Raw genomic sequence first — 12,152 nt, forward strand, 5'->3', positions numbered from 1 at the left:
CACATCGACAGTGAGGATGGATCGGTTGCAATCATGAATGGAGCCGATTGCCGGAAAATTCCAATTCAAATACAGTGGGTCGCGATCAAGAGAACTTATCGATGAAATTGTCACGCCGGTTTCCGCTGAATGCACTTCGGGTCTTCGAGGCCGTCGCACGCCTGGAAAATTTCACCCGCGCCGCGGAAGAACTCGGCATGACCCAGACGGCGGTGACCTACCAGATCAAGCTCTTGGAGGAGTTTCTCGGCGACACGGTGTTCCTGCGCCGGCCGCGGGCACTGCAACTCACCGAAACCGGCGAAAAACTGCTTCCCAAGGTGGCGGAAGCGTTCACCCTGCTGACCGAGGCGGTGCAATCGACACGGCACGGCATCGAGGAGATGCTGGAAATTCACTCGCCGCCGACATTCGCGTCGCAATGGCTGTCACCGCACCTCGGCGCCTTCCAGACCGAATATCCACAGATCGCCGTGCGCCTGGTGCGCCAGATGGACGCCGCCGACCAGCAGCGCACATGGCCCGACATCACCATCCATATCGGCGCTGAACCGCTGGAGGCCCTGGTCTGCCATCCGCTTCTGCGGCTGGACTATTCGCCGATGCTGGCGCCGCAGCTTGCCGACCGCGCCGGCGGCATCAGGCAGCCGACGGATCTTCTGAAATTGCCATGGATCTCCGACACGAGGGGGTGGTGGCGCGAGTGGTTCGATGCCGCCGGCATCGGCCCGGAATCGATCCGGCAGACGGGTCTCAACGCCTTCGGCGCGCTTGACCTGGAAGCCAAGGCCGCGATTGCAGGCGACGGCGTGGCGATGCTGAGCCCGTTCCTCTTCCGGGACGACCTCGCCTCGGGGCGCCTCGTGCAGCCTTTCGATCTCCGCGTCGGCGACGGCAAGACCTATTGGCTCGGCTACCAGCCGGCGCGGCGAAACACCGCCAAGATCAAGGCCTTCGCAGCCTGGATCCAGACGGCCCTTGCCCAAGACCTCGCGGCCATGGGGACAACCCGTGCTAAACAACCGGCGGACTGATCTCTGTGGCTTGCCCTTCACACCAGAGCCAGCGGTCCGCCTGTTTTCGGAAGATGTAGAGCGCCCGGTGGAGGCCGTTCGATTGCTCGCCCGCAAACTCGATTTCTTCCCGGCAATCAAGCAGGACCGCGACGGCGTGATCGCGCGCGATAATCCGCACTATGTCCATCTCCAGCTTCAGGAAACGCGGGCCGTTTCCGGAGCAATACCGATCCAGATACTGGCAACGGTCGCAGACCTCGCCGTGCGCGTCGATATAGGTAAACTCTCTGCCAAGGAGAGCTTCCATGTCCGCCCGGGACTGCCGCATGAGGGCGGAGGTCCTCGCCTGCAGGAGCTCGGCTATATGATCGTCGAGGTCCAAAGGCTGAGCTGCCATTCCACATCCCTTAAAGTCGAAGCAGGCCTGATCGGCCTGCACCGGATAGAAGCCGGCGGATGGCGTCCCGTCAAGCAGGCAGGTCAGGCAGACAGGCCTCATTGGCTGCCCGTTCAAAGATTCCGCTGCGACTGAATGCGCCTGGTCGCGTGAAAGGCGCCCTCGTCCTGCGGACCGCGCCTGTCGCGACCGTCGAGCAGGCCGAGGTCGCGCTGCCATGATTGCGGCATCTCCTCGAGATCGAGATTGTTGCGGCGGACCGCCAGCCGGCGGCGGATCGCATCCGTGATGCCGAGCTTCGGGAAAAACTGATCGAAGGGCCAGTTGAGGATGGAAAACATCTCTTGCCTCCAACGGGGATACCCCGTTTTCATTTGATGATTGTGGAGGTAGATTGCGCCGGAAAATCTCGTCAATCCAATCGAATTACCGTCTGTACGGATCAAGAGAACTTATCCATGAAGATGTCGAAGCAGTTCCCGCTGAATGCCTTGCGGGTGTTCGAATCCGCGGCCCGGCTGATGAGTTTCACCCGGGCCAGCGAGGAGCTGGGGCTCACCCAGACGGCGGTCAGCTACCAGATCAAGCTGCTGGAGGACACGCTCGGCGAACAGCTCTTCCTGCGCCGGCCGAGGCAGGTTTCGCTGACGGAGGCGGGAGAACGGTTGGCCCCGAGGATCGCGGAAGCATTCGCGATCATGGGCGATGCGCTCGCCACGCTTCACGACGCATCGGAGGGCACCCTGATCATCCATTCGACGGCGACGTTTGCCTCGCGCTGGCTGGCGCGCCATCTCGGCACCTTCCAGCTCGAAAATCCGGGCATTGCCGTCAGGCTGGAGACATCGCAGGAGATGATCGATTTTTCGCGGGCGCAGGCGGACATCGCGATCCGCAGCGGCAAGGGCGAATGGCCGGGCCTGCGCGGGCATTTTCTGATGCGCAATCATTTCACGCCCATGCTGAGCCCGGATCTGGCTGCCACGATCGGCGGCGTGACGAGGCCGGAGGATATCCTGAAGCTCAGGATCATCGATCCCGGCGATCCGTGGTGGCCGTTCTGGTTTGCCGCAGCCGGCGTGCCGAAGGTCGACCTCAGCGGTCGGCCCGTGAGCAGAATGGGGGCACAGGTCTTCGAGGCTGCCGCCGCGGTCGCCGGCCAGGGGGTCGCGATCCTGCAGCCGGAATTTTATACCGATGACATCGCCCTTGGGCGGCTGCTCCAGCCGTTCGACATTCTCGGCTATGACGGCAGCGACTATTGGCTCGTCTATCCGGAAGCTCGCAGGAACTCCAAGAAAATCCGTGCCTTTCGCGACTTCATGCGGAAAACCATGCCGACGTTCCGGGACTAGCAGTCAGTTTTCTATCCGCCGCTTTGCTGGACGGAAAACTGGCTCGACATGTTCGCTCCTGGCCGCTGGCAGCGGCTAGTAGCTCATATCCGGCGCGTAGAAACAGCGCAGCGTATCTTCGGTTGGGTAGAGGCAGAGATGATATTCCTCGTCCTGGCTCCGCCTGGCCTGGCTCTGCGGCAATCTGAAATCATGCGGGCGGGTGATCAACCGATGATCCCCGGGACCCAGGATGATCTCGTAGCCACCTTCGATGATCTTGACGTTTTTGGTCGAGATCATCTGGCAGTCGCCGGTATGGTTGTCGCCGTTACAGCAGAAGCCGTCATATTTCCACGTCGAGCCGTTCGAACCGTGTGCCTCGTGGGCACTGGCCGAACCAACCTGGACGCAGGACGCGTACGCAATCATCACACCTGTCAGAATACCACGCATGTGCTTAGTCTCCGTTGATGAATGCCCCCATCACCGGCTCAAACCGCACGCATTACCAAGCTTTCGCCGGCTGACTTGCAATTGTCACAATACGTGAGTCGGCTTGACGTACGAACCCTTACTTATCGCGATGCACAATTCAGAACTTGCTACTATTGCCAATCCTGCAGGATGGCGCGGAGTGAACTCGAAGTCGATAGCCACAGTTCCGTGCCGGAACAAAAAGTGTTCCAGACAACCCCCTCTTCCCTTGGCCGGCTTTTTTCCCCAAAGTGACGAGTCGGGGGGCAAAAGGGGAAGACTGAATGTACGAATATGCCATTGCTTGGGAGTGGCTGAGTTTCGCCGCCCGCTGGTTCCATGTCATCACGGCGATCGCCTGGATCGGCTCGTCGTTCTATTTCATCGCGCTCGATCTGGGGCTGACGAAGCGCCCGAACATGCCCGCCGGCGTCTATGGTGAGGAATGGCAGGTGCATGGCGGCGGCTTCTACCACGTCCAGAAATACCTGGTGGCGCCAGCGCAGATGCCCGAGCACCTGACCTGGTTCAAATACGAGAGCTACTTCACCTGGATTTCCGGCTTCCTGATGCTCTGCATCGTCTATTACGGCGGCGCCGACCTGTTCCTGATCGACCGCACCGTGATGGATCTCGCCCCCTGGCAGGCGATCGGCCTGTCGCTCGCATCGCTGTCTGTCGGCTGGATCATCTATGACCTGCTCTGCAAGTCGCCGCTTGGCAACAATACCTGGGGGCTGATGGCCCTGCTCTTCCTGGTGCTGATCGTGATGGCCTGGGGTTATACGCAGATATTCTCCGGCCGTGCCGCCTTCCTGCATCTCGGCGCGTTCACGGCGACGATCATGTCGGCCAATGTCTTCTTCATCATCATTCCCAACCAGAAGATCGTCGTCGCCGACCTGATCGCGGGACGCACGCCGGATCCGAAATACGGCGCCATCGCCAAGCAGCGCTCGCTGCACAACAACTACCTGACGCTGCCCGTCATCTTCTTCATGCTCTCGAACCACTATCCGCTGGCGTTCGCGACCCATTTCAACTGGGTGATCGCCGCACTGGTCTTCCTGATGGGCGTGACGATAAGGCACTGGTTCAACACCACCCATGCCCGCAAGGGCAAGCCGACCTGGACCTGGCTGGTGACGGTGCTGCTCTTCATCGTCATCATGTGGCTTTCGACCGTTCCGAAAGTGCTGACCGGCGAGACCGAGACCTCTATGACCCCCGCCGCCCAGAAATTCGCCGCCAACGCTCATTTCGTCGCAGCGAGGGACGTGGTGCAGGCGCGCTGTTCCATGTGCCATGCGGCTGAACCCGTTTACGAGGGCGTCAGTTTCACCCCCAAATCCGTCAGGCTGGAGACGGATGCCGAAATTGCCGCCCACGCGCGGGAAATCTACATCCAGGCCGGCCGCAGCCACGCCATGCCGCCGGGCAATGTCACGGCCATCTCGCCGGAAGAGCGCAAGCTTCTGGTGGCCTGGTACGAAAGCGCGATATCCCGATGACCCAGATGCTGATCCGCGGCCGGCTGCTCTCCTTCAAACGCGCGCCCCTGTCGCTCACCGATACCGACAGCTACCTCTATGAAAGCGACGGTGCGCTGCTGGTGGAGGACGGCAAGATTTCCGTGGCCGGCAGTTACGGAACCGTCAGGGCGATTGCGCCCGAGGGCGTCGAGGAGATCGACCACCGGCCGCATCTGATCCTGCCGGGCTTCATCGACATGCACCTGCATTTCCCGCAGATGCAGGTGATCGCCTCCTATGCCGCCAATCTGCTCGAATGGCTGAATACCTATACGTTTCCGGAGGAATGCCGGTTCGTCGAAAGCGAGCACGCGGCCCGCATCGCCACGCATTTCTACGACGAGCTGCTGCGCCACGGCACGACGACCGCGGTGGCCTATTGCTCCGTGCACAAGACCTCGGCAGACGCATTTTTTGCGGAAGCGCTGAAGCGCGGCATGTGCATGGTCGGCGGCAAGGTGATGATGGACCGCAACGCACCGCAGGGCCTGCTTGACACCCCGCAGATGGGCTATGACGAGACGCGGGCCGTAATCGCAGACTGGCACGGCAAGGGGCGCAACCACGTCGCCATCACGCCGCGCTTCGCAATCACCTCGACGCCCGGCCAGATGCAGGCGACCCAGGCGCTGGCTGAGGAATTTCCGGATCTGCATATCCAGACCCATCTTTCCGAAAACCACGAGGAAATTCGCTATACGGGCGAACTCTATCCGGACGCCAGGGACTATACCGACATCTATGCCCATTACGGCCTTCTCGGCCCCAAAACCCTGCTCGGCCACGCGATCCACCTCTCCGAACGCGAAGCCGATGCGCTCTCGGAAGCCGGCGCCGTCGCCGTCCACTGCCCGACCTCCAACCTCTTCCTTGGCTCCGGCCTGTTCCCGATGAAATCGCTGATGCGGCGGGAAAAGCCGGTCCGGGTGGCGGTCGCGACCGACATCGGCGGCGGCTCGAGCTATTCGATGCTGCGGACCATGGACGAGGCCTACAAGATCCAGCAGCTTCTCGGCGAGCGCCTGAACCCGCTCGAAAGCTTTTACCTGATGACAAGAGGCAATGCCGAAGCTCTGTCGATGGCGGACAATATCGGCACGCTGGACCCCGGCACCGATGCCGACCTGGTGGTGCTGAACGCCGCCTCGACATCGGCCATGCGGCTGCGGATGGAAACGGTGAAGACGCTGGTCGAAGAACTCTTCCTGCTGCAGACCATGGGCGACGACCGCGCGGTGGTCGAGACCTACGTGGCAGGCAAGGCGATGAAGGGTGGGCTGGCGGCGGCCTGACGCCTGAGACCATGGCCGCGGCCGAGTTGGTTGGGACGCGCCGCCTCAGCGCTTTTTCGCGGCCTTGTAGATCTCGGAGCGCTCCCGCCTGCCGATGGCAACGACCACCACGGTGATCCTCTCATCCTCGACACGATAGACCAGCCGATATCCGGCCGGCCGCAGTTTGATCTTGTAGAGGTCGGCCATGCCCCTCAGGGCATCGGCCGGTACGCGCGGATGCAAGAGCCTTTCCGCCAGCTTCTTCTTGAATTGCTCCCGGAGCGTCGCGCCGAGCTTGTCCCATTCCTTGCGGGCGGAGGGAAGAAATTCCAGCCTATAGGTCATCGAGGCTGACCGGCACGCCCTTTTCCGTTGCCCGCGCCTTTGCGATCTCGGCGAGCGCCTGATCGTCGAGAGCATCGATCATCGCTTCGTAGGTGCTGGCTGGCACCATATAGGCCATGATTCGGTTGTGATTGAGGATGGCGACCGGAGCGCCGACGGCATCTTCAACGATGGCTGTCGGGTTCTTCTTCAGGTCGGAAACGCTGACGGCAATCTCGGCTTCGACGCGCTGCATGGTTTTCCCTGCTGAATAAACCTGAATTTGGACCGGATTTGAGTGTCAATTTCCGCATGGAATATCATATCTTTCAGGAAAAATCGACAGGGGTGAAATGATCTGTTCGCGAAGGTCGCGCGGAAGGCTCCGCCCCCTCATCCGCCGCCGGCACCGTCTCTCCATTTGCGGGGTGAGAGGGGTATGCCGCGCGGTCTCCAATCCTGTCCAACGATGCGCGGGGCAAGTCCCCTCGCCCCGCGTCCGGGGAGAGGGTGAGGGGCAAACCGGAAGCGATGCCCCAGCCTTCGCTCACACCGTCGGCACGGTGCCGCCGTCGATCGTGTATTCGGCGCCGTGGATCGACGCCGCGCGGTCCGATGCCAGGAAGGCGACGAGTTCGGCGATTTCCTCGGGGAAGGCCGGGCGGCCGATGGGGATGCCGCCGAGCGCGTCCATGATGCTTTGGCGGGCGGCGTCCGCATCGATGCCGTTGGCGATGGAGATGCGTTCGACCAGGGCTTCGGACGCCTCGGTGAGAATCCAACCGGGGGCCACGGCCGTCACCCGCACGCCCTTCGGCCCGAGTTCCTTCGACAGCGCCTTGCTATAGCTGGTGAGCGCCGACTTGGCGGCGGCGTAAGCCGTCGTCGCCTCATACAGCGGCAGCCGGCGCTGGATCGACGAGACGTGGATGACGACGCCCGAACCGCGCTCGATCATCTGCGGCAGCAGCAGCCGGTCGAGCCGGACGGCGGGCATAAGGTTGAGGTCGAATTCGGCCCGCCAATGCTCTTCGGTGAGCGCCGCAAAACCGCCGCCGGGCGCCGACGAGCCGCCGAGCGTATGGATGACGATATCGACACCGCCAAAAGCCTCCAGCACGGCGTCGGAGAGTTTTTGTGCGCCTTCCGGCGTCGAGAGGTCGGCCTGGACGTAGAGGTCCGGAGCAAGGCCTTCGGGAAGCGTGGAGCGTGAGGCGGTGGCGGTGACGGCGCCAGCTGCGGAAAGCCGGCGCAGGATCGCCGCCCCCGCCCCCTTCGTGCCGCCGGTGACGAGCACCCGCCGGCCGGAAAACTCGTCGGCGATGATCGGGAATTTCGGTGCGGGGCCCATCAGCCGATCTCCAGATGCGCGATGCGGCCGCCGGCCAGCGTGACGTGATAGTGCAGCATGGCCGGGCTGCCCGGGAACGTGCCGCTGACCAGGGCCGCGACGGCATAGGTCTCGCCATCCTTCTCGACGTTTTTCACCTCGACGGTGGCGCGGTATTTGCGCGTCGTCTCCTCCATCCAGGCGCGGATTTCGGCGGGGCCGCGCATCTCCTCGCCCTCGTCCTTCACCACGGCGGTTTCGGGAAACGAGGCAAGCATGTCATCGATATCGTGTCGGTTCTGGGCAGCGAAATAGGCTGCCAGTGCCTCGGGCAATGGCTGGGTCATATCTGTCCTCTATCTGTCGAAAGAACGGGGCGCCGCCGTCCGGAATGCAATCGCGTTGCTTCACGGCCAAGATGGCGTTAGGCTTCAACGATGACAAGTACGCACGAAAAAGTAGGGTACTTACCCGAACGTAAGGCCGCCGAGACCATGACGCCGTCGAGCGCGGCCGAAGGCGTCGAGAACGTGTTGCGCATGCTGGAAGGACGCTGGAAGCTGGTCATTCTCTTCCACCTCTTCGGCGGCAGGGTGCTGCGCTTCTCCGACCTCGAACGGGCGATCCCGGCGATCTCGCAGAAAATGCTGATCCAGCAGCTCCGGCAGATGGAGGCGGACGGTATCGTGCGGCGGATCGTCCATCACCAGGTGCCGCCCAAGGTGGAATATTGCCTGACCGACTGGGGCCAGTCGCTCTGCCCGGCGCTCGACGCGCTGCTGAAATGGGCGGCGATGAAGCCGGAAGCAGAGCCCCCCGCGATTGCCTGAGGAAAGCCGGCGGACAAGGCCGGGATGCCGATCATTTTCGATGACCGGCGCTCAAAAATTGTGCTAATTCCTTGGCCGCCTTGTCTCCCCGCCTTCGAAAGCAATCCGACTGATGTCCAAACCGCTGACCATCGCAGACCTTAAAAATCTTGCCCGGCGCCGTGTGCCAAAAATGTTCTTCGACTATGCCGACAGCGGCGCCTGGACCGAGGGGACCTACCGGGCGAACGAGGAAGACTATTCGAAGATCAAGCTGCGCCAGCGCGTGCTGGTCGACATGACCAACCGCACGCTCGAAACCACCATGATCGGCGAAAAGGCGGTCATGCCCGTGGCGCTCGCCCCGACCGGCATGACCGGCATGCAGCATGCCGACGGCGAGATGCTGGCCGCCAAGGCGGCGGAAGAATTCGGCGTGCCCTTCACGCTGTCGACGATGAGCATCTGCTCGATCGAGGACGTCGCCTCGGTGACCACCAAACCCTTCTGGTTCCAGCTCTACGTGATGAAGGACCGCGGCTTCGTGGAACGGCTGATCGGCCGCGCCAAGGCGGCGAAATGCTCGGCGCTGGTCGTCACAGCCGACCTGCAGATCCTCGGCCAGCGCCACAAGGACCTGCGCAACGGCCTCGCCGCTCCGCCGAAGCCGACGCTCAACGCGGCGCTGCAGCTCGTGACGCGCCCGAGATGGTGCCTGGAAATGCTTAGCACCAAGCGCCGCGGCTTCGGCAATATCGTCGGCCATGCGAGCAATGTTTCGGACCTCTCCTCGCTCGGCGCCTGGACGGCGGAACAGTTCGACCCACGGCTGTCCTGGGACGATATCCGCTGGATCAAGGACCTCTGGGGCGGCAAGATGATCATCAAGGGCATACTCGACGAAGAGGATGCGCGCGCCGCCGCCGACACCGGCGCGGATGCGATCATCGTCTCCAACCACGGCGGTCGCCAGCTCGACGGCGCTCCGTCCTCGATCAGCATGCTGCCGAGGATCGTCGAAGCGGTCGGCGACCGGATCGAGGTGCATGTGGATGGCGGCATCCGCTCGGGCCAGGACGTGTTGAAGGCCGTGGCGCTCGGCGCCCGCGGCACCTATATCGGCCGTCCCTTCCTCTACGGCCTCGGCGCCATGGGCAAGGAAGGCGTCACCACAACGCTCGAGATCATCCGCAAGGAACTCGACATCACCATGGCGCTCTGCGGAAAACGCGATATCCAGCATATCGACCGCAACATCCTCGCCAACATGCCGTTCTGACGACTGAGAAGCCGCCCGCTTAGAAGTGTCACGAAACCCGGGTTTTAAGTCACGATCGCCCGGTCATTGGCGACACGGTCAGCAAATAATGGAATTGAAAGGCTCACTTTAAATCGACAGGGAAACGGCGTTTGCGATACCGGTCCGTGACGGTGGCGGCAACATCAAATTTCAAGGCGAAATGTCGCCCAACATGAACGGATTGTTTCCTCCCTGCGTGTCGGATGGAAGTTGATCCGACGACGATCGCAATTCCCAAAATCAATTGTCTCCATCCGGGATGAAAAGTTCGTCCCGGACAGACATCACCGGGCCGTCAATCGAATTACGTCGATTGAGGTGCCTGTCGACCATAGCTCGCACATCGCCGCAGATCCGCCTGCATTGATGGCAAATGCATACATTGTGAGCGGCGATGAGCCTATAGCATGGGCATCAGTGAACCACGGAGAGATAGAATGAAGCTCGGCGAAAGACTGAGAAAGTATGTAGAGCTACGACGCGCCGTCCGCGAGCTCGAGGGTCTCGATGATCGAACCCTTCACGATATCGGAGTAGCCCGATCTCATATCCGCGGTGCCGTCGAGGGCCGCTGAATGCGCGCTGTGGTTTGGGGTATGAGAGCCATGCCTGAAGCCGCAGAGCGTTAAATGATCGATCGAATGGTCCGCTGCCGTAGCGTGACCGTCGCGGAGTTTCCCGTGCCCATGGCTCAAGCGATCGCGCTGTATCGACAGTAAACGTAAGGGCGATCGAGGACAGCCGGCTTACCAACCAACGACCCGGCGGGGGGATAGCTGCCGCTATCTCAGCACCAGCCGCCCTTGCCGGCGCCCGGCCGCCTGGCGAGGCCCTCGTTGACAAGGACATCGGCGAGCGAGCGGCCGTTGCGCGTCACTTCGCGCAGCTTGTGGCCTTCGACCTCATCCTCGTTGCCCTGCCAGGTGACCAGCTCGAACGGGCCGGAATCGAGGAAGGCGCGCACCCGCAGCTCCGCATCGCTCGCCTTGATCCGTTCCGCCTCGCAACGCGGCTTCTTGATGTCGGGTACCTCGATGCCGACCAAGCGGATCTTCTGGCCGTGGAACACGAAACGGTCGGCGGCCACGACGCAGTCGTCCTGTTTGGCCGAACCGCACAGATAGAATTTCGCCTGATAGGCGCCTGCAAGGTTCTCATTGCTCTTCGGCGGTTCGGCAGGTTTCTGTATCTCGTCGAGGATCGGCTTGCCGATCGGCGCCGGCGGGATGATCGCGGCGGTGTGGCTCTGGTCGGGAACAGCGATCGGCTTCGGCGGTACCGGCCGATGCGACGGCCCGGAACTCGCCTGGACAGGCTTCGCCGGCACCGGTTTTGCCGCAACCTGGACCGGCTTGCCCGAAGTCAGGCCGGCGACGAAACGCCTCGCCTCCGCAGAATTCTCATAAAGCGCGATGCCGCCGGCCACCAGCGCCAGCGCCCCGAGCCAAGGCCAGAGCGACGAACCGGAGCCCGACGACCGCTTGGGCGCGCTTCTGCGCCGAGAACCGGATTTGCCGCGCGTTTGAGCCATGACGATCTCTCCTGTCGAATCGGAAAGAAGTATCGGAGGGAAGGATTGCCGAAAGGTTTCGGGAAAAGCGGTTCAGTAGTGGAAACGGCATTGGAGGAAGATCAGCCGCGGCTGATCTTCGCTGCTCTCCACGCGGTAGACCAGCCGGTGTTCCTGGGTTATGCGGCGGGACCAGAAAAAACCAGATGGAAAGCGTATCATTGATATTGTGTATCAGTGTGTATAAAATCACCAGATGAAGAGCGCTGAGGTGATTGCGCTGCTGCGCAAGGATGGCTGGATCGAGGTCGCCCAAAAGGGCAGCCACATGCAGTTCAAGCATCCGCAAAAGCCCGGCCGTGTGACCGTGCCCCATCCGAAACGCGATATTCCGCTCGGCACGCTGCGAAGCATCGAGAAAAAGGTCGGGCTGAAATTGAGGTTATCATGAGCAATTATATCGGCCTGATCCACAAGGACACGGAAAGCGGTTACGGCGTCTCCTTTCCGGATTTTCCGGGTGTCGTGACCGCGGGTTCGACGCTCGACGAGGCGCGGATCATGGCGGAGGAAGCGCTTGCCTTTCATGTCGAAGGCATGGTCGAGGATGGCGAGGCCATTCCCGAACCGTCGAGCCTCGAAAGCGTGATGGCCGATCCCGCCAACCTTGATGGCGTGGCGATCCTGGTGACGCTGAAAACCCAGGCGGCCAAGGCCGTACGCATCAACATCACGCTGCCCGAAGACGTGCTGGAACGGATCGACCGTTTCGCCGCGGATCAGGGTCTGTCGCGATCGGGTTTCCTTGCCCGCGCCGCAAGCCGCGAGATCGAACGCGACGCCGGCTGA

Annotated in this window: 18 protein-coding genes; 9 read left to right on the forward strand and 9 right to left on the reverse strand. The window is 62.0% G+C overall.

Features of this window, described 5'->3' with window-relative positions:
• Positions 1–101 precede the first annotated feature (101 nt).
• A complete protein-coding gene (locus GQ59_RS01290; protein ID WP_037076565.1) occupies positions 102–1,034 on the forward strand; it encodes a LysR substrate-binding domain-containing protein in 933 nt (310 codons plus the stop codon).
• Here GQ59_RS01290 and GQ59_RS33525 read toward each other — a convergent pair.
• Complete coding sequence (locus tag GQ59_RS33525; RefSeq protein WP_084682930.1) at positions 1,015–1,632, reverse strand: nuclear transport factor 2 family protein; 618 nt, start codon at positions 1,630–1,632, stop codon at positions 1,015–1,017. The genes GQ59_RS01290 and GQ59_RS33525 overlap by 20 nt on opposite strands.
• A complete protein-coding gene (locus GQ59_RS32495) occupies positions 1,527–1,754 on the reverse strand; it encodes a hypothetical protein (protein WP_037076570.1) in 228 nt (75 codons plus the stop codon). Before GQ59_RS32495 ends, GQ59_RS33525 begins: the two co-directional genes overlap by 106 nt.
• Before the next feature lie 117 nt (positions 1,755–1,871).
• Here GQ59_RS32495 and GQ59_RS01305 point away from each other — a divergent pair, with 117 nt between their 5' ends.
• Positions 1,872–2,768 (forward strand): LysR substrate-binding domain-containing protein, encoded by an 897-nt coding sequence (locus GQ59_RS01305; protein ID WP_037076574.1) that lies wholly within the window; start codon positions 1,872–1,874, stop codon positions 2,766–2,768.
• A 75-nt stretch (positions 2,769–2,843) separates the two neighbouring features.
• Here GQ59_RS01305 and GQ59_RS01310 read toward each other — a convergent pair whose 3' ends face one another.
• Positions 2,844–3,203 carry a hypothetical protein gene (locus GQ59_RS01310; RefSeq protein WP_037076577.1) on the reverse strand — a complete coding sequence of 120 codons (360 nt, stop codon included), beginning with the start codon at positions 3,201–3,203 and terminating at the stop codon, positions 2,844–2,846.
• Between the two features lie 305 nt (positions 3,204–3,508).
• Between GQ59_RS01310 and puuD the strand changes: the two genes are divergently transcribed.
• Together puuD and guaD are read left to right on the forward strand one after the other, a co-directional pair.
• Positions 3,509–4,735: a urate hydroxylase PuuD gene (gene puuD / locus GQ59_RS01315; protein WP_037076580.1), complete on the forward strand. Its 1,227-nt coding sequence runs from the start codon at positions 3,509–3,511 to the stop codon at positions 4,733–4,735.
• Positions 4,732–6,048, forward strand: coding sequence for a guanine deaminase (guaD, locus tag GQ59_RS01320; protein ID WP_037076582.1), 1,317 nt, complete (start codon positions 4,732–4,734; stop codon positions 6,046–6,048). Before puuD ends, guaD begins: the two co-directional genes overlap by 4 nt.
• A 45-nt stretch (positions 6,049–6,093) precedes the next feature.
• On the opposite strand, the gene GQ59_RS01325 is transcribed toward guaD, so the two are convergent.
• The 4 genes from GQ59_RS01325 to GQ59_RS01340 form a co-directional block, all read right to left on the reverse strand.
• Positions 6,094–6,375 (reverse strand): type II toxin-antitoxin system RelE family toxin, encoded by a 282-nt coding sequence (locus GQ59_RS01325; RefSeq protein ID WP_037076585.1) that lies wholly within the window; start codon positions 6,373–6,375, stop codon positions 6,094–6,096.
• Positions 6,365–6,610: a type II toxin-antitoxin system Phd/YefM family antitoxin gene (locus GQ59_RS01330; protein ID WP_037076588.1), complete on the reverse strand. Its 246-nt coding sequence runs from the start codon at positions 6,608–6,610 to the stop codon at positions 6,365–6,367. The genes GQ59_RS01325 and GQ59_RS01330 overlap by 11 nt, the downstream gene beginning before the upstream one ends.
• A gap of 291 nt (positions 6,611–6,901) precedes the next feature.
• Positions 6,902–7,705, reverse strand: a complete 804-nt coding sequence (locus GQ59_RS01335) for an SDR family oxidoreductase (protein ID WP_037076589.1) — start codon at positions 7,703–7,705, stop codon at positions 6,902–6,904.
• On the reverse strand, positions 7,705–8,031 hold the full coding sequence (locus GQ59_RS01340) for a nuclear transport factor 2 family protein (RefSeq protein ID WP_037076591.1): 327 nt from the start codon (positions 8,029–8,031) through the stop codon (positions 7,705–7,707). The genes GQ59_RS01335 and GQ59_RS01340 overlap by 1 nt, the downstream gene beginning before the upstream one ends.
• A gap of 147 nt (positions 8,032–8,178) precedes the next feature.
• Between GQ59_RS01340 and GQ59_RS01345 the strand changes: the two genes are divergently transcribed.
• From GQ59_RS01345 to GQ59_RS30850, 3 genes are all read left to right on the forward strand, one after another.
• Complete coding sequence (locus tag GQ59_RS01345) at positions 8,179–8,514, forward strand: winged helix-turn-helix transcriptional regulator (protein WP_037076592.1); 336 nt, start codon at positions 8,179–8,181, stop codon at positions 8,512–8,514.
• Between the two features lie 112 nt (positions 8,515–8,626).
• Positions 8,627–9,772: an alpha-hydroxy acid oxidase gene (locus GQ59_RS01350; RefSeq protein ID WP_037076593.1), complete on the forward strand. Its 1,146-nt coding sequence runs from the start codon at positions 8,627–8,629 to the stop codon at positions 9,770–9,772.
• 458 nt (positions 9,773–10,230) lie between these two features.
• Positions 10,231–10,368 (forward strand): DUF1127 domain-containing protein, encoded by a 138-nt coding sequence (locus GQ59_RS30850; RefSeq protein ID WP_084682931.1) that lies wholly within the window; start codon positions 10,231–10,233, stop codon positions 10,366–10,368.
• 212 nt (positions 10,369–10,580) lie between these two features.
• Here the strand turns inward: GQ59_RS30850 and GQ59_RS30465 are convergent, their stop codons facing one another.
• Both GQ59_RS30465 and GQ59_RS30855 read right to left on the reverse strand, forming a co-directional pair.
• Positions 10,581–11,324 carry a hypothetical protein gene (locus GQ59_RS30465; protein WP_051903732.1) on the reverse strand — a complete coding sequence of 248 codons (744 nt, stop codon included), beginning with the start codon at positions 11,322–11,324 and terminating at the stop codon, positions 10,581–10,583.
• A gap of 72 nt (positions 11,325–11,396) precedes the next feature.
• Positions 11,397–11,525, reverse strand: a complete 129-nt coding sequence (locus GQ59_RS30855) for a type II toxin-antitoxin system YoeB family toxin (RefSeq protein ID WP_341872372.1) — start codon at positions 11,523–11,525, stop codon at positions 11,397–11,399.
• 34 nt (positions 11,526–11,559) lie between these two features.
• On the opposite strand from GQ59_RS30855, the gene GQ59_RS01360 reads away from it, so the two are divergent.
• Together GQ59_RS01360 and GQ59_RS01365 are read left to right on the forward strand one after the other, a co-directional pair.
• Positions 11,560–11,754 carry a type II toxin-antitoxin system HicA family toxin gene (locus tag GQ59_RS01360; RefSeq protein ID WP_037076595.1) on the forward strand — a complete coding sequence of 65 codons (195 nt, stop codon included), beginning with the start codon at positions 11,560–11,562 and terminating at the stop codon, positions 11,752–11,754.
• Entirely contained in the window at positions 11,751–12,152 is a 402-nt protein-coding gene (locus GQ59_RS01365; RefSeq protein ID WP_037076597.1) for a type II toxin-antitoxin system HicB family antitoxin, read from the forward strand. The genes GQ59_RS01360 and GQ59_RS01365 overlap by 4 nt, the downstream gene beginning before the upstream one ends.

The organism is Neorhizobium vignae (assembly GCF_000732195.1).
Classification (GTDB): Bacteria; Pseudomonadota; Alphaproteobacteria; order Rhizobiales; family Rhizobiaceae; genus Neorhizobium; species Neorhizobium vignae.

Coding starts and splice junctions, on each gene's coding strand:
- GQ59_RS01305 (WP_037076574.1), top strand. CDS start 1,872: ATGAAGATGTCGAAGCAGTTCCCGCTGAATGCCTTGCGGGTGTTCGAA.
- GQ59_RS01290 (WP_037076565.1), top strand. CDS start 102: ATGAAATTGTCACGCCGGTTTCCGCTGAATGCACTTCGGGTCTTCGAG.
- puuD (WP_037076580.1), top strand. CDS start 3,509: ATGTACGAATATGCCATTGCTTGGGAGTGGCTGAGTTTCGCCGCCCGC.
- GQ59_RS01340 (WP_037076591.1), bottom strand. CDS start 8,031: ATGACCCAGCCATTGCCCGAGGCACTGGCAGCCTATTTCGCTGCCCAG.
- GQ59_RS33525 (WP_084682930.1), bottom strand. CDS start 1,632: ATGGCAGCGCGACCTCGGCCTGCTCGACGGTCGCGACAGGCGCGGTCC.
- GQ59_RS01335 (WP_037076589.1), bottom strand. CDS start 7,705: ATGGGCCCCGCACCGAAATTCCCGATCATCGCCGACGAGTTTTCCGGC.
- GQ59_RS30465 (WP_051903732.1), bottom strand. CDS start 11,324: ATGGCTCAAACGCGCGGCAAATCCGGTTCTCGGCGCAGAAGCGCGCCC.
- GQ59_RS01310 (WP_037076577.1), bottom strand. CDS start 3,203: ATGCGTGGTATTCTGACAGGTGTGATGATTGCGTACGCGTCCTGCGTC.
- GQ59_RS01365 (WP_037076597.1), top strand. CDS start 11,751: ATGAGCAATTATATCGGCCTGATCCACAAGGACACGGAAAGCGGTTAC.
- GQ59_RS01360 (WP_037076595.1), top strand. CDS start 11,560: ATGAAGAGCGCTGAGGTGATTGCGCTGCTGCGCAAGGATGGCTGGATC.
- GQ59_RS30850 (WP_084682931.1), top strand. CDS start 10,231: ATGAAGCTCGGCGAAAGACTGAGAAAGTATGTAGAGCTACGACGCGCC.
- guaD (WP_037076582.1), top strand. CDS start 4,732: ATGACCCAGATGCTGATCCGCGGCCGGCTGCTCTCCTTCAAACGCGCG.
- GQ59_RS01345 (WP_037076592.1), top strand. CDS start 8,179: ATGACGCCGTCGAGCGCGGCCGAAGGCGTCGAGAACGTGTTGCGCATG.
- GQ59_RS01350 (WP_037076593.1), top strand. CDS start 8,627: ATGTCCAAACCGCTGACCATCGCAGACCTTAAAAATCTTGCCCGGCGC.
- GQ59_RS01325 (WP_037076585.1), bottom strand. CDS start 6,375: ATGACCTATAGGCTGGAATTTCTTCCCTCCGCCCGCAAGGAATGGGAC.
- GQ59_RS32495 (WP_037076570.1), bottom strand. CDS start 1,754: ATGTTTTCCATCCTCAACTGGCCCTTCGATCAGTTTTTCCCGAAGCTC.
- GQ59_RS01330 (WP_037076588.1), bottom strand. CDS start 6,610: ATGCAGCGCGTCGAAGCCGAGATTGCCGTCAGCGTTTCCGACCTGAAG.
- GQ59_RS30855 (WP_341872372.1), bottom strand. CDS start 11,525: ATGATACGCTTTCCATCTGGTTTTTTCTGGTCCCGCCGCATAACCCAG.